Annotated in this window: 11 protein-coding genes and 1 tRNA gene; 8 read left to right on the forward strand and 4 right to left on the reverse strand. The window is 74.1% G+C overall.

Features of this window, described 5'->3' with window-relative positions; genetic code table 11:
- Nucleotides 1-16: 16 nt before the first annotated feature.
- The 6 genes from glp (at nucleotide 17) to SM793_RS00730 (ending at nucleotide 4,572) form a co-directional block, all read left to right on the forward strand.
- On the forward strand, nucleotides 17-1,372 hold the full coding sequence (glp, locus tag SM793_RS00705; RefSeq protein WP_320435967.1) for a gephyrin-like molybdotransferase Glp: 1,356 nt from the start codon (nucleotides 17-19) through the stop codon (nucleotides 1,370-1,372).
- A 180-nt stretch (nucleotides 1,373-1,552) separates the two neighbouring features.
- Nucleotides 1,553-1,996, forward strand: a complete 444-nt coding sequence (gene moaC / locus SM793_RS00710; RefSeq protein ID WP_413815845.1) for a cyclic pyranopterin monophosphate synthase MoaC — start codon at nucleotides 1,553-1,555, stop codon at nucleotides 1,994-1,996.
- Nucleotides 1,993-2,496 (forward strand): MogA/MoaB family molybdenum cofactor biosynthesis protein, encoded by a 504-nt coding sequence (locus tag SM793_RS00715; protein WP_320435969.1) that lies wholly within the window; start codon nucleotides 1,993-1,995, stop codon nucleotides 2,494-2,496. The genes moaC and SM793_RS00715 overlap by 4 nt, the downstream gene beginning before the upstream one ends.
- Nucleotides 2,493-3,119, forward strand: coding sequence for a GNAT family N-acetyltransferase (locus tag SM793_RS00720; protein ID WP_107084278.1), 627 nt, complete (start codon nucleotides 2,493-2,495; stop codon nucleotides 3,117-3,119). Before SM793_RS00715 ends, SM793_RS00720 begins: the two co-directional genes overlap by 4 nt.
- Nucleotides 3,120-3,269: 150 nt before the next feature.
- Complete coding sequence (locus tag SM793_RS00725) at nucleotides 3,270-4,331, forward strand: hypothetical protein (protein WP_320435970.1); 1,062 nt, start codon at nucleotides 3,270-3,272, stop codon at nucleotides 4,329-4,331.
- A gap of 167 nt (nucleotides 4,332-4,498) precedes the next feature.
- Nucleotides 4,499-4,572 (forward strand) — tRNA-Ala (locus SM793_RS00730).
- Between the two features lie 234 nt (nucleotides 4,573-4,806).
- Here SM793_RS00730 and SM793_RS00735 read toward each other — a convergent pair.
- Together SM793_RS00735 and SM793_RS00740 are read right to left on the reverse strand one after the other, a co-directional pair.
- Nucleotides 4,807-5,679, reverse strand: coding sequence for a peptidase (locus SM793_RS00735; RefSeq protein ID WP_320435971.1), 873 nt, complete (start codon nucleotides 5,677-5,679; stop codon nucleotides 4,807-4,809).
- A gap of 2 nt (nucleotides 5,680-5,681) precedes the next feature.
- Nucleotides 5,682-6,998, reverse strand: a complete 1,317-nt coding sequence (locus tag SM793_RS00740; protein WP_320435972.1) for a VWA domain-containing protein — start codon at nucleotides 6,996-6,998, stop codon at nucleotides 5,682-5,684.
- Nucleotides 6,999-7,507: 509 nt separating this feature from the next.
- Here SM793_RS00740 and SM793_RS00745 point away from each other — a divergent pair.
- Complete coding sequence (locus SM793_RS00745; protein WP_320435973.1) at nucleotides 7,508-8,995, forward strand: APC family permease; 1,488 nt, start codon at nucleotides 7,508-7,510, stop codon at nucleotides 8,993-8,995.
- Nucleotides 8,996-9,218: 223 nt separating this feature from the next.
- On the forward strand, nucleotides 9,219-10,631 hold the full coding sequence (locus SM793_RS00750) for a glycosyltransferase 87 family protein (protein ID WP_320435974.1): 1,413 nt from the start codon (nucleotides 9,219-9,221) through the stop codon (nucleotides 10,629-10,631).
- Nucleotides 10,632-10,681: 50 nt separating this feature from the next.
- On the opposite strand, the gene SM793_RS00755 is transcribed toward SM793_RS00750, so the two are convergent.
- On the reverse strand, nucleotides 10,682-12,454 hold the full coding sequence (locus SM793_RS00755) for a penicillin-binding transpeptidase domain-containing protein (protein WP_320435975.1): 1,773 nt from the start codon (nucleotides 12,452-12,454) through the stop codon (nucleotides 10,682-10,684).
- Between the two features lie 192 nt (nucleotides 12,455-12,646).
- Complete coding sequence (locus SM793_RS00760) at nucleotides 12,647-14,602, reverse strand: dolichyl-phosphate-mannose--protein mannosyltransferase (protein WP_320435976.1); 1,956 nt, start codon at nucleotides 14,600-14,602, stop codon at nucleotides 12,647-12,649.
- Nucleotides 14,603-14,676: the final 74 nt, after the last annotated feature.

The raw sequence follows: 14,676 nt of genomic DNA on the forward strand, positions 1-14,676 counted from the left end.
GAGAGCGAGCGTGCCCATGACCGGGTCCACGGAGAGCGGTACCACCCCCGCAGCCTGCTGCGACGACTCCGCGGACCCGGCCCCGGCCGCCCGCCCCGGTGCCCGTACGGACGGTCTGTGGACCGTGGACGAGCACCTCGCGGACGTCCTGGCCGCCGTCGGCCCGCTCCCCGCCATCGAGCTCCAACTGCTCGACGCCCAGGGCTGCCGGCTGGCCGAGGACATCGTCGCCGGGGGCGACCTGCCCCCCTTCGACAACAGCTCGATGGACGGCTACGCCCTGCGCACGCCCGACACCGTCGGCGCGAGCACCGCGTACCCCTCGGTGCTGACCGTGGTCGGCGACATCGCCGCCGGCGCCGGTGAACTCCCCGCCGTGGGCCCGGGCCAGGCCGCCCGGATCATGACCGGCGCGCCCGTCCCGCCCGGGGCCGGGGCCGTCGCCCCGGTCGAGTGGACCGACGGCGGCACCGGCACCGGCCGCCCCGCCGACGCGATGGCCGCCCCGGTCGAGGGCGAGGAGGTCCGGGTGCTGCGCCCGGTCGCCGACGGCGCCCACATCCGCCGCCGCGGCAGCGACGTCGCCGCCGGCAGCCGGGTGCTGACCGCCGGAACCAGGCTCGGACCCGCCCAGCTCGGCCTGCTCGCCGCGATCGGCCGGGCCACCGCCACCGTCCGCCCGCGCCCGCGGGTCGTGGTGCTGTCCACCGGCAGCGAGCTGGTCCAGCCCGGCGAGCCGGTCGGTCCCGGGCAGATCTCCGAGTCCAACAGCTTCACCCTCACTGCCGCCGCCCGCGACGCCGGCGCCATCGCCTACCGGGTCGGCGGCGTCCCCGACGACGCGGCCCGGCTGCGCGCCGTACTGGAGGACCAGCTCGGCCGGGCCGACCTGATCGTCACCAGCGGCGGCGTCAGCGTCGGCGCCTACGACGTGGTCAAGGAGGTCTTCGCGGAGTACGGCGGGGTGGACTTCCGGCGGCTGCGGATGCAGCCGGGCAAGCCGCAGGGCTTCGGCCGGATCGGCCCCGGCGCCGGGGTGCCGCTGCTGGCCCTGCCCGGCAACCCGGTCAGCGCGTACATCTCCTTCGAACTGTTCGTCCGCCCGGCGATCCGCGCGATGCTCGGCGCCGAGGACGTCCACCGCCCCGTGGTCCGGGCGCACTGCCCGGTGGCACTGCGCTCGCCCGCCGGCCGCCGGCAGTTCCTCCGCGGCCGGTACACGGCCGCGGACGGCCTGGTGGAACCGGTCGGCGGCGCGGGCTCGCACCTGGTCGGCGCGCTGGCCCGGGCGGACTGCCTGATCACCGTCCCCGAGGACGTCACCGAGCTGCCCGCGGGCAGCGAGGTCGACGTGGTGCTGCTCGGCGGCTGAGCACGGCCGAACTCCCCGCCCCGGCGGGGCCGTCCCACCGACGCGGCCCGTCCCACGCCGGGACCGGGGCGGGGGGTACGGTAGCGCGGTATTCGACCTGCGCGCCCTCTGGAGCCACCCGTGACCGCCTCACCCCCCGGCGACCGCCTCACCCATGTCGACGAGCAGGGCGCGGCCCGGATGGTCGACGTCTCCGCGAAGGACGTGACCGCCCGGACCGCCGTCGCGGCGGGCCGGGTCCGGGTGTCCCCGCGGGTGGTCGAACTGCTGCGCGGCGAGGGCGTCCCCAAGGGCGACGCGCTGGCCGTGGCCAGGATCGCCGGGATCATGGGTGCCAAGCGGACACCCGAGCTGATCCCGCTCTGCCACCCGATCGCGCTCTCCGGCGTGAAGGTCGAGCTGACCGTCACCGACGACGCGGTGGAGATCACCGCGACCGTCCGGACCACCGACCGGACCGGGGTCGAGATGGAGGCGCTGACCGCCGTCGCGGTGGCCGGGCTCACCGTGATCGACATGGTCAAGGCCGTCGACAAGGGCGCCTCCGTGGAGTCCGTCCGGGTGCTGAGCAAGACCGGCGGCAAGAGCGGCGACTGGACCACCACCCCGGAGGGGGAGGCATGAGAGCCCTCGCGGTCACCGTCTCCAACCGCGCCTCCGCCGGCGTCTACGCCGACCGGGGCGGCCCGCTGCTGGTCGAGGGCCTGCGGGCGATGGGCTTCAACGTCGACGGCCCCCGGGTCGTCCCGGACGGCGAACCGGTCGAGGCGGTGCTGCGGGAGGCCGTGGCGGCCGGCTACGACGTGGTGCTGACCACCGGCGGCACCGGCATCTCGCCGAACGACCTCACCCCCGAGATGACCGCCCGGGTGCTCGACCGGGAGATTCCCGGCATCCCCGAGGCGATCCGGGCGTACGGACGGGACAAGGTGCCCACCGCCGCGCTCTCCCGGGGGCTGGCCGGCCTCGCCGGACGTACCCTGGTCGTCAATCTGCCGGGATCGACCGGCGGCGTCAAGGACGGTCTGGCCGTCCTGGCCCCGCTGCTCGCCCACGCCGTCGACCAGCTCGGCGGCGGGGACCACCCCCGGCCCGACACGGCAGCTTCCGGGAGCGCGCACTGAACGCCGGCTGGCCGGTGGAACTCCACGAGGGGGATGTCGTGCTGCGCCCGATCAGGGCCCGCGACCAGCGCGAGTGGCAGGAGGTCAGCCGCCGCAACCGGGACTGGCTGCGGCGCTGGGAGGCCACCGTGCCGCCCGGCCCGGCCGGTCTGGCGGCGGGCCCGCGTCCGACGTTCCGGCAGATGGTCCGCTATCTGCGCGCCGAGGCCTCGGCCGGCCGGATGCTGCCCTTCGTGGTGCTGTACCGGGGCCGACTGGTGGGCCAGTTGACCGTCGGCGGAATCACCTGGGGGTCGATGTGCTCGGCCAATGTCGGGTACTGGATCGACGAGGCGGTGGCCGGGCGGGGCATCATGCCGACCGCTGTCGCGCTCTCGGTGGACCACTGTTTCCGCACTCTCGGTCTGCACCGGATCGAGGTGTGCATCCGGCCGGAGAACGGCCCGAGCCGGCGGGTGGTGGAAAAGCTCGGCTTCCGCTCGGAGGGAATGCGGCCGCGCTATCTGCACATCGACGGCGACTGGCGGGACCACCTGGTGTTCGCCCTCGCCGCGGAGGAGGTCCCGGAGGGGATGCTCGAACGCTGGCGTTCCCTCAGCTCGGGCCGCCGACCGCGCAATTGAATGTATGTTCGAATAAAATATCGATATGGCATCGGCGCGACGACGGACGGGCACAAATACCGGCAAAATAGTCGGAGAATCAGCTTGATCACACGACACGCCGTGCCAAATTGCTACCGGCCCCTCCCGCGCGCCCTTACGGTGTGAATCGTGAGCAGTAGCGGCCTTATCTACGCCGTCATCGTAGGGGCCTGGGCCGCCTATCTGGTGCCGATGTGGCTCCGCAGGCAGGACGAGCTCAACGAGGCGCGCCCGACGGAACGCTTCAGTACCGCCATCCGCCTGCTGGCCGGGCGTTCGGCGCTGGAGCGGCGGGCGTCCCGGGCCCTGGGTGACGAACCGCGTGACGACGAGCAGAGCATTGACGGCCCCCCCGAGCGGGACGCGGCCGTTTCCGGCGACCCTGCGGACGCCCCGGGCGGCCGGACGGACGCGCCCGCGCCCGCCCGGCCGGCGGAGCGCGACCGGGCCGAGCCGAGGCCGGCGCCGCAGAGCGGCGGCCCCGAGCGCCGGGCCCGGTTGCTGGCGCGCCGGCGCCGGATGGTCACCGCGCTGTTCCTGGCCTTCGCGCTGGGAGCGGTGGTCGCGGCCGTGGCCGGTCTGTCCTTCCTGTGGGTCCCCGCGGTCCCGGCCGCGCTGCTGACCCTCTACATCGGGCACCTGCGGCGCCTGGAGCGCCAGCGGTACGCGGTGAAGCTGGACCGCACCCGCGCGGCCCAGGCCGCCGAGCGGCTGCGCAAGCGCGAGCAGCAGCGGGCCGAGGCCGGCCGGGCGGCCGCCGCCCCGGCGCCGGCCCCGGCGGCCGAGCCGGAGCCGCGGACGCCCACCGCCGGGCGCGGACGCTCGCACCTGCGGCTCGCCACCGAGGCGGACGCCGTGCGGGCGGCCTCGGCCGGGACTTCCGCGGCGAGCCCCGCGGGCGCGACCGCCGCCTCGGCCTCGGCCGTCGCGGAGGTCACCGAGCACGAGGAGTGGGTCGACGGCATGCGGGAGCGCGGCGCGGCCGGCCCGGACTCCTGGGAACCGGTGCCCGTCCCACTGCCGACGTACGTGACCGCGCCGGTGGCCCCCCGGGTCAACCGCGGGCTCGACCTGTCGGCGCCGGGCACCTGGACCGCCGGCCGCCCGGTCGAGTCCCGGAACACCCCGCTCTTCGACCAGTACGCCGAGCAGCCCGCCCCGGAACCGCGGCCCCGCGCCGCCAATGAGTAGCACGAGCGGTCCACGACCGTCCGCGACCGTCCGCGAAGAGGCCCCCGCCGCCGGGGGCCTCTTCGCGTTCCGCTTCCGCTCCGCCCCCCGCTGGGCCCTGCCGCAGGGCCGCCACCAGGAAGGTGGTCACGGACCCCCTCCGAGAGGTGCTAAGGTTTCTTCTTGTTGGGGCTGTGGCGCAGTCCGGTAGCGCACCTCGTTCGCATCGAGGGGGTCAGGGGTTCGAATCCCCTCAGCTCCACCCAACGGAAGTCCCGTCCGATCGAAAGATCGGGCGGGACTTCTGCGTTGTGGGGGCGCGTCGGCCGACGGGGGGTCAGCCGGGGTGCCACAGCGGCGTTCCGGCGGGTATGAGACGGATCACGCCCGGACCGGCGCGGGGTCGGCGTGGGGTCGGCGTGGGGTCGGGGCGGTCGGGAACGGGTGAGGGCCGGACCGGAGTGGTCTCCGGTCCGGCCCTCGGGGTCCGGGCGGGTCAGGACTGGCCGGAGCCCGCGTACGGGCCCGGCTGCGGGGCGCCGGACTGCGGCGGCACCGAGCCGTAGCGGGCCGGCCGGCGGCCGCGCGGATGGCGGGTCAGGGTGTAGCCGGCGACGCCCGCCAGGGCGGCCAGCGTGCCGCCGGCCAGGGTCCAGAACCAGCGGCTGTTCCAGCCGGAGAACCAGCCGGTGTACCAGTGCTCCTCGGACTCCTCCGGGGCCGCCGCCTTGGCGGTCGCGGCGCCGCCGCCGACCGGCGGGACCAGCGGGGCCTTGAGCTCGCCGCCCTCCGGCTGGGCGTTGTCCTCGTCGCCCTTGGCGGTCACCCGCAGCTGCACCGCGGCGGCCAGGCCCAGGTCGGGCTGCGGGGCGTCGGCCACCGAGAGCCGGACGTAGTAGGTGCCGGGCAGCGGGTCGCCGGACCACGGCTCGGCCCAGGAGCGGATCTCGCGCAGGGTGCAGCTGAGCGCCAGCGAGCCGGCGGCCTGCTCGGCGGTCGCGTTCTGGATGCCGTCGGTGCAGGACTGGCGGCGGCGAAGCCCGTCGAACACCTCGACGTTCCAGGTCTGCGGGCCGTGCCGGTCGGCGGACGGGGCCAGGGAGACCGTGAGGTCCACCTTGGCGGTCCGGCCCTCGGCGGCGCCGAAGGCCCAGTACAGGTAGTCGCCGGTGGAGACGTCCACCCTGGCGTCCTGGCCGGGCGCCAGGTTGACGGCGGTCAGGAAGGAGGTGCCGGCCTTGTTGGCCGGGGCCGGGGTGCCGCTCGCACTCGGCGAGGGCGAGGCGGCCGTGGCGGCCGGGGCCGCGAGCAGGAGCGCCGGGAACACGGCCAGGGCGGCCGCGGCGGTGCGGAGGAAGGTCGTACGCATGGTCAGTTCTCCTGCCAGACAGCGATCCGCCAGCGCGCGATCCAGCCGAACAGCAGGCCGGTCAGCAGGCCGGCCAGGGTGAGCACCAGCAGCAGGATCCAGCCGCGGCCCAGACCCATCGCCGGGCCGTCCGGGGCGGGGGAGGCGGCGGTCAGGTCGACCGTCAGCTCCAGCGGCAGGCCGGGGTCGGCCGCCGCGCCGGCCTGCGGGGCCAGCGAGTTGGAGACGACCAGGCAGACATTGGTCTCCGGCTTGCCGCTCGGCGAGGCGGACGCGGTGGCGGTGGCGTAGCCCTTGGAGGCGGCGGCCGACCAGCGCAGGCCGGTGGAGACCACGTCGGTGCGGCTGCTGCCGGCGTCGGTGCCGCGGACCAGTTCCTGGCCGGTGGTGCTGGTGGCCTGGAGCAGGACGCCGTAGTCGCGGGCCACCGGGCGGTCCAGGGCGACGCTGACCGAGGCGCGCAGCTCCTGGCCGGCCCTGACCGGGACGCGGTAGACGCGGTGCTCGGAGAACTTCTCGCGGTCGCTGTAGACGCCCGGGGTGAGGACCGGGGCGGACTCGCACTTGTCGGTGCCGGCGGTCTTCACCGGGGCGACCGTGTAGGTGTCGTTGGAGCGGTCGACCAGCTGCTTCACCTTCTCGGTGAGCTGCTCCTGGGTGCGCACGTCGGTGTAGGTGCCGCCGGTGGCGTTGGCGATGCAGAGCAACTGCTGGCGGGTCTTGTCGTCGTGGGCCAGGCCCAGGGTGTCGACCACCAGGTGGATGCCCTGGGCGGCGAGTTCGCGGGCGACGTCGCAGGGGTCGGGCGGGGTGCAGGTGTCCTCGCCGTCGGTGATCAGCACCACCCGGCGGGTGGTCTCGCCCTTGCCGAGGTCCTGGGCGGCGCCGCGCAGCGCCAGGCCGATCGGGGTGAAGCCGGTGGGCCGCAGGGTCGCGACGGCGGTCTTGGCCTCGGTCTTGTTGGTCTTCCCGACCGGGAAGAGCTGCTTGCTGTCCAGGCAGCCCTGGGCCTTGTCGGTGCCGGGGTAGTTGGCGCCCAGGGTGCGGATGCCGAACTCGGTCTCGGCGGGCAGGGCGTCGATGACGTCGCTCAGGGACTGCTGGGCCACCGAGATACGGGTCTTCCCCTGGATGTCCGCCTCGCGCATGGAGCCGCTGACATCCAGTACGAGGTCGACCCGCGGGGCCTCCCTGCCGGCTGGGCCGGCTGATGGTTCGTCGGCATGGGCGGGCAGGCCGCTGAGCAGCGCCCCGCCCGTTATCGCCAGGGCGGCCAGCAGGCTGCCGAGCCTGGCCTTCGGTCGTCGTCCGGTAATCACCCGCCGATCCTAGGGACCATCAGTTCGCCGTGGCCAACGGGCGATGCGGCGGGACACACCGGGTGAACCGGGCGGACGGGCCGAACCGCGGCAGCGCCGACCGGCGGCTCGTCGTCGAGCGGTACTCCCGGCCGCGCGGCGGCATCCGGGTGGGCGCCGAAAGCGTCGCCGGCCGGCCCGGACGCGGTGCCGCCGGACGGGGTGCCGCCGGTGGCGGTCGCGCGGGCCGTGATGCAGGCGGTGCCGGCCCGGTGGGCTCCTTACCGACGGCTGTGACCTGCTGCTTTATCCGCTCGCCCGGAGATCCGCCGTTTGCGAAGTGTCCGGTTTGTGCATGCCGATGCGACGGTTCGTACAATGCGCGCGCCAGGACTGTTCGTTTGCGACACTGGTGCTTTCGCGCGGTACTGTCCCATCTTTGTTCGGTTGGTCCCCGATGACACCCTTCGGTGTGTGTTGAGCGACCGGCCACTAGGACACCCTCCCCCGCCTAGAAGGACACCCTCGTTTTGGCCAGCAACACGCTCGGCGCACGCCTCCTCAGGCGCAAGCCCGTCTCCACCCTGATCGCCGAGAGCGAAGGCCGTGAGGGCCCGCCCGCCGGGGCGCCCGAGGAGGGCGGCCGTTCCGGCATCCATCTGCGGCGCTCGATCGGGCTCTGGCAGCTGTCCGCGATCGGCATCGGCGCCACCATCGGCACCGGCATCTTCTTCGTGCTGAACAGCGCCGTGCCGTCGGCCGGCCCGGCCGTCATCCTCTCGTTCGTGATCGCCGCCGTCACCGCCGGCCTCACCGCGCTCTGCTACGCCGAGATGGCCTCCGCGATCCCGGTCAGCGGGTCCTCCTACTCCTACGCCTACGCCACCCTCGGCGAGGGGGTGGCCTTCGGCGTCGGCATCTGCCTGCTGATGGAGTACGGCGTCTCGGCCTCCGCGATCGCGGTCAGCTGGGCCGAGTACCTGAACAAGTTCTTCGACCTGGCGTTCGGTTTCAGGATCCCGGACGCGCTCTCCGGCGCGCCCGGCGACGGCCACTGGTTCAACCTGCCGGCGCTGCTGCTGGTCGCCATGGTCTGCTTCCTGCTGATCCGCGGCGTCAGCGAGTCGGTCAAGGTCAACACGGCCATGGTCGCCGTCAAGATCCTGATCCTGCTGCTGTTCGTCGGGGTCGCGCTGACCGGCTTCCACTCCGGCAACCTGACCCCGTTCATGCCGCTGGGCATCGGCGGCGTCCAGGTCGCGGCCTCCAGCATCTTCTTCTCCTTCATCGGCCTGGACGCCGTGTCCACCGCCGGTGAGGAGGTCAAGGACCCCCGGCGCACCCTGCCGATGGCGATCATCATCTCGCTGGTGGTGGTCACCGTGCTGTACATCCTGGTGGCCCTGGCCGGCATCGGTGCCCAGCCGTGGCAGAGGTTCGACGGCCAGGAGGCCGGCCTCGCCCAGATCCTCCAAGACATCACCGGCCAGAGCTGGCCCGCCATCCTGTTCGCGATCGGTGCCATCGTCTCGATTTTCTCGATCACCCTGGTGGTCATCTACGGCCAGACCCGCATCCTGTACTCGATGGGCCGCGACGGCATGCTGCCCAAGCGCTTCGCCGAGCTCTCGCCGCGCACCGGCACGCCGGTCTGGAACACCATCGTGGTCGGCCTGGGCGTCGGCATGCTCGCCGCCTTCGTCCCGCTGGAGCGGCTGGCCGACATCACCAGTCTGGGCACCCTGATCGCCTTCTCGGTGGTCTCGATCGGTGTGATGGTGCTCCGCCGCACCCAGCCCGACCTGCCGCGCGGCTTCCGGGTGCCGGGCTACCCGGTCGTCCCGCTGGCCAGTGTCGGCTTCTGCGCCTATCTGATCACCGGGCTGCACGCGGACACCTTCATGGCGGGCGGGGCCGCCCTGGTGGTCGCGGTGGCCGTGTACTTCGGCTACAGCATCAAGCACTCCAAGCTGGAGCGGGCCGGGGAGCCGGCGGTCGCCGCGTCCAAGGTCGGTTGACACGCCCCTGCGCCGTGGACGGGGCCACCCGGGGGACAGCCCTCCACGGGCGGCCCCGTCCGGGTCCCGACCGGCGTTCCCACGACTGTTCGCGGCGGTTCGCCCGCCGGTGTCCCCGCCCGTGTCCCCGCCGCTGTCCCCGCCGGTGTGCGGGGCCGGGGCACCGGACACTCGTGTCCGTCGCATGGCGACAGCGCACCACCCCCGGCCCTACCCTTCCACCATGGTGAGCACCCGCACGCCCGGCTTCTCCCGCCCGCGCGGCCGCTTCACCGGCCGGAGCGCGACGCCGACGGCGCCCGTCGCGGCCGTGCCCGCGGCCGGAGCCGGACGACCGCCCGGCGACCGGGGCCACCGGCCGTTCCCCCGCCAGCGTGGCGAGGAGGGTCCACCGCCCACGCCCGATCGGCTGAATCCGGCCCGGCTCGCCGGACACCGGGGCGTCCAACTGCTCGGCTGCCTGGTCGCGGCCGGCTGGGCGGCCGGATTCCCGATCGTCTCCGACCTCCCCAACCAGCGCCTCTGGGGCACCCTCGCGGCCCCCGCCTACCTGCTCGCCGGGCTGTTCTGCCTGTTCCTCCCGCGTCGGATCGCGGCCCGTGCCGGGGCCGCGGCGGCCCTGCTCGGCGCCGTCCTGGTGCCGCTGGTGGTCCTCGTGCTGCAGGGGCGCCACCAGTCCGAGGTGATGGTGGTCGAGCGCTCCGCGCGGCTGCTCTTCAGCACCGGGAGCCCGTACCTGCCCGATCCGGTGGTGGTCACCGACTACAACCCCTACCTGCCGGCGATGTCGCTGTTCGGGGTGCCGCGGGCGCTGTTCGGCGACGGCAACGCGCTCGCCCGGCTGGCCGGGGACGCCCGGATCTGGTTCGCGCTGGCCTTCGTCGCCTGTCTGCTGGCGAGCTGGCGGCTGCTGCGGCCGAGCCGGGACCGCGCCCCGCTGCTGCCGCTGACCTCACTCACCGCCTCCCCGCTGGTCGCGCTGGCGCTCGTCGGCGGCGGGGTCGACCTGCCGCTGATCGGCCTCTGTTGTCTGGCGATGGCGCTGGCCGAGCGGGACCGGACGATCGCCGCCGGACTGGTGCTGGCCCTGGCCGGGACCCTGAAGTGGACGGTCTGGCCGGCACTGCCGGTGGCCGTGCTGCTGCTCTGGCGGCTCTACGGCCGGCGTCCGGCCGCCCGGGCCGGGCTGACCGCGCTCGGCGCGGCGTGCGCCGTGATGGTGCCCTACGTCCTGACCCGGGCGGAGGAACTGCGCGACCAGGTGGTGCGCTTCCCGCTCGGGCTGACCGCGATCCAGACGCCGGCCGGCAGTCCGCTGCCCGGCAAGGTGCTGGCCGGCTTCGGGCCCACCGGGCACACCGCCTCGCTGGTGCTGCTGACGGTGAGCGGGCTCGGGGTGACGATCTGGCTGCTGGCCCGGCCGCCGGTCTCCGCGATCGCCGCCGCCGACCTGCTGGCCACCGGGCTGGCGATCGCCTTCATGCTGGCACCGGCCGGGCGGTTCGGATACCTGGCGCTGCCGGCGGTGCTGGTGATCTGGCCCCGGCTGGCGGCCCGGCGGTGGAGCGGCGCCCGGCCGCCGGTCCGGTCGGCCTGCCTGCTCAACCGGGCCGGGCCCGCCCTACCGGTGAGGTAGGACGGGCCCGGTCGGGTCGGCGGCTGCCGGCCCGGGCAGCCGGTTGCCGGTCAGCGGTTGCCGGCCGCCTTGATGATCGAGGCGACGGCGGGGCCGGCCGCGTCCACACCGTGGCCGCCGCCCTCGACCTCGGCGGCGATCGCCAGGTTGCCCCGGTAGGCGGTGAACCAGCTGTTGGTGGTCGCGATGCCGGTGGCCTCGGCCGAGCCGGTCTTGGCACCCGCGTTGTCGGAGATCCCGGCCATCACGTCCTTGGCGGTGCCGCCGGTGGCGGTGGCGGCCATCATCTGGCGCAGCTTGCCGGCGACGTCGGGGCCGAGGTCCCGGGGGGCCTTCTGCTGCGGCAGCTCGGCGACCAGGATCGGCTGCTTGAAGGAGCCGCTCTGCACGGTGGCCGTGATCGAGGCGATGGCCAGCGGGTTCATCTGGACCTTGCCCTGGCCGATCGACTGCATGGCCTGCTCGTCCTTGTTGGTGCCGGCGTCCGGCACCACCGCGTCGAAGCTGGGCAGACCGGTCTGCCAGTTCAGGCCGATGCCGTACACGTCCTTGGCCGTGGTGGTCAGCGCGCCCGGCTTGAGGCTGGTCAGGCCCTGGTCGATGAAGGCGGTGTTGCAGGAGATCATGAAGTCCTGCTGCAGGGTGTTGTTCGGGTACGCGTCGGGGAACGAGTTCGGGATCTTCTTCGGGTTGCTGCTCAGGGTCGGGCAGGCCACCGGGGTGTCCGGGTTGACCCCGGCCTCCAGCAGGGCGGTGGAGGTGAGGATCTTCAGCGTGGAGCCCGGGGCGAGCTGGCCCTGGAAGGCCCGGTTCAGACCGGTGACCGGTGCGTTGGCGAAGGCCAGGACCTGACCGGTGCTCGGCTCGATGGCGACGATCGAGCCCTTCTTGCCGCCCAGGTCGGTCATCGCCTTCTCGGCGGCGGCTTGCAGGGTGTTGTCGATGGTCAGCTTGAACGGCTTCGGGGGCTTCGGGTCGACGATGGTGAACAGCCGGTCGGGCACGCTGTTCTGGTCGGCCGCGTTGGTGATCACCACGCCGGTGCCGTTGTCGTTCTGGTCCTTGTTCTGGTCCGCGAGGAGCTTGGCGACCTTGGCCTGCAGGGTCGGGATCAGCGGGGTGATCGACGCGCCGGTCAGCGGCTTGTTGTTGCGGTCCACCACGTTGCCGGCCAGCGGGGGCAGCGGCTGCACGCCGATCGTCTCGCCCGGGGCCAGGTGCGGGTGGATCACCGAGGGCGCCCAGTGCACGGCCGGGGTGTTGTCGCTCATCTTCACGACGCTCAGGAAGCCGCTGTAGTCCCAGACCCGGTTGGTGCCCTCGAACTCGGCGCGGGCCTTGAAGCCCATCAGCACCCCGGCGGGGGCGGCCGGGGTGGCCGGGGCGGTGGCCGACGGCGAGTCGGTGGCGCCGGGGGTCGGCGCGGCCGGGGCGGTGGCCGGGGGCTTGGCGGCGGCGCTCGGGGAGCCGGTGGCCGAGGCGAAGGCCGCGGGGGTGGCCGGGCCGGCCGGGGCCAGGGTGAGCCCGCTCGGCTTCACCTGGTCCCGGAACGCGGTCAGCGCGGTGGTGGCGCCCGCCGGGTCGTCGGTCAGCGAGGCCGCCTTGGCGAGGTCGCCGGCCGCCCACGCGTCCAGGAAGTCCTTGGTGCCGGCCGCCGCCTGCTCGGCGCTCGGGGGCTCGGCGACCACCGTGCGCGCCTTCTTGGCGGCCGGGGCGTCCTTGTCGTCGGAGCCGCCGACGAGGCTGTACGCCCCGTAGCCGCCCGCGGCGAGCACGGCGACGGCCACGCCGGTGATGATGCCGGTCTTCGCGCCATTGCGCATGGTGATGTTCCCCCAAGGGTCAGGCGGTCGGGCCGCAGCCGGACGTGGCCGGATGCGCGTTCGGAGTCCAGCCTAGGCAGCCGGACTCCGTGTCCCGACGAAAGGGCGGGGTCTTGTGACGGATCTGGTACGTGTCGCGTACCACTCCGGTACGCTCCGCCGCCCGGCACCGCCCCCGCGCGCCCCCGGCCGTCAGATCCAGGTGTTGAACCACATCCGCTTGCGCCAGTCCTCCATCGGGATCGTCCCGCCCGTGTAGAGGGGGTGGAAGAAGAGGAAGTTCCACATGATCAGCAGGACCACCAGGCCGGCCGCCGCCCCGCCGATGACCCGGCGGTCCCGGGAGACCCCGGCGGGTCCGACCAGCGCGCCGAGCAGCATGGTCACCGCGAGCACCAGGAAGGGCACGAAGCAGACCGCGTAGAACAGGAAGATCGTCCGCTGCTGGTAGGCGAACCAGGGCAGGTAGCCGGCGGCGAGGCCGCAGAGCACCGCGCCGGCCCGCCAGTCACGCCGGGCCGCCCACCGCCACAGGCAGTAGACCAGGGCGATCACACCGGTCCACCAGAGCAGCGGGGTGCCGATGCCGAGCACCTCGCGGGCGCACTCGCTCACCGTGCAGCCGGCCGTGCCCTGCTTCGGCGACTCGTAGAAGAACGACACCGGCCGGCCCAGCACCAGCCAGCTCCAGGGGTTCGACTGGTAGGTGTGCGGGTCGCTCAGATGGGTGTGGAAGTCGTAGACCGTCGAGTGGTAGTGCCAGAGCGCGCGCAGGCCTTCCGGGATCCACGGGAAGTCGGTGGACCGACCGACCGCCCAGTCCCGGCCGTAGCCGCCCTGGTTCGGCACCGTGCTGCTGGCGAACCAGCCCCACCAGGAGGCGATGTAGACGGCCACCGGGACCACCACGAGCGAGACGAAGGCCGGCACCGCGTCCCGGACCAGGGTCCACCGGTAGGGGTGGTCGGCCCCGGCCAGCCGCCGCGAACCGGCGTCCCACAGCACCGTCAGCAGGCCGAAGGCGGCCGCCACGTAGAGGCCGCTCCACTTGGTCGCGCAGGTCAGGCCGACGCAGACGCCGGCCGCGACGCGGTACGGGCGCCAGCCCAGGCCGAGCCGGTGGGCGATCCCCGCGTCCGGGCCGCCGTCGCCGAGGGCGGCCAGCCGGGCGGCGATCCGGGCCCGGGTGCGGTCGCGGTCCAGCAGCAGGAAGCCGAAGGCGGCGACGATCCAGAACATCACCACCAGGTCCAGCAGCGCGGACCGGCTCATCACGAAGTGCAGGCCGTCCACGGCGAGCAGCAGGCCCGCCACGCAGCCCAGCAGGGTCGAGCGGAACAGCCGGCGGGCGATCCTCGCCAGCATCAGCACCGACAGGGTGCCGAGCAGCGCCACCGCGAACCGCCAGCCGAAGGGGTTCATCCCGAACAGCTGCTCACCGGCGCCGATGATCCACTTGCCGACCGGCGGGTGCACCACGTACGAGGGGTTCGACCGGTAGGGGACCGGGCCGCCGGCCATGATCTGTTCGTTGGCGCCGTCCGGCCAGCTGATCTCGTAGCCGCCGTGCCAGAGCGCGTAGGCGTCCTTGGCGTAGTAGGTCTCGTCGAAGACGATCGCGTTCGGCGAGCCGAGGTCGGCGAACCGCAGCACGCCGGCGAACAGCGTCACCGCGAGCGGGCCGAGCCAGCCGGCCCAGCGGCAGAGCCAGGACCACAGCGGCTCCGGCAGGGCGAGGCCGAGACGGAGCAGCAGCGGGGACGGCGGCACCCGCTTCGGGGTGACGCCCGGGCCGTCCGGCATCGGCGGGACCAGGCGCTCGGCCGTGGTCGCGGCGGGGGCCGGGGCGTAGCCGAACCGGGCCAGGCCGCGCAGCCAGGCGGGGCGCGGCGGGGGCGGGGCGGGTATGGAGCCGCCGGGTCCGTCCGGTCCTGGTCCGTCCGGGCCGGGTTCGGGTCCGCCCGCTTCGGAGGGGCCGCCGGTACCGCCGTCGGTGGCGGGAGCACCCTCGGCGGCGGCGCCGCCGGCCGGGTCGCGCGGGCCCGGCAGGGCGGGCGACGGCTGGTCCGCCAGGACCGGCCCGCCGACGCCACCTCGCGCGGTGAGGTCTGTACCAGTGGGCGTCTGCGCCGCCGTGTCGCCGTTCATCCGCCACATGGTAGGGGTGCGTCACGACGGTGGGACGGCTCCCTCCGAAGCTGCCCGAATCGTCACCAAAAGCA

Origin of the sequence: Kitasatospora purpeofusca (genome assembly GCF_034043715.1) — a bacterium.
Classification (GTDB): domain Bacteria; phylum Actinomycetota; class Actinomycetes; order Streptomycetales; family Streptomycetaceae; genus Kitasatospora; species Kitasatospora purpeofusca_A.

Excerpts from the sequence above, each read along its gene's own strand:
- moaC (WP_413815845.1), top strand. The coding sequence starts at position 1,553 with ATGGTCGACGTCTCCGCGAAGGACGTGACCGCCCGGACCGCCGTCGCG.
- SM793_RS00760 (WP_320435976.1), bottom strand. The coding sequence starts at position 14,602 with ATGAACGGCGACACGGCGGCGCAGACGCCCACTGGTACAGACCTCACC.
- SM793_RS00715 (WP_320435969.1), top strand. The coding sequence starts at position 1,993 with ATGAGAGCCCTCGCGGTCACCGTCTCCAACCGCGCCTCCGCCGGCGTC.
- SM793_RS00735 (WP_320435971.1), bottom strand. The coding sequence starts at position 5,679 with ATGCGTACGACCTTCCTCCGCACCGCCGCGGCCGCCCTGGCCGTGTTC.
- SM793_RS00755 (WP_320435975.1), bottom strand. The coding sequence starts at position 12,454 with ATGCGCAATGGCGCGAAGACCGGCATCATCACCGGCGTGGCCGTCGCC.
- glp (WP_320435967.1), top strand. The coding sequence starts at position 17 with ATGACCGGGTCCACGGAGAGCGGTACCACCCCCGCAGCCTGCTGCGAC.
- SM793_RS00750 (WP_320435974.1), top strand. The coding sequence starts at position 9,219 with ATGGTGAGCACCCGCACGCCCGGCTTCTCCCGCCCGCGCGGCCGCTTC.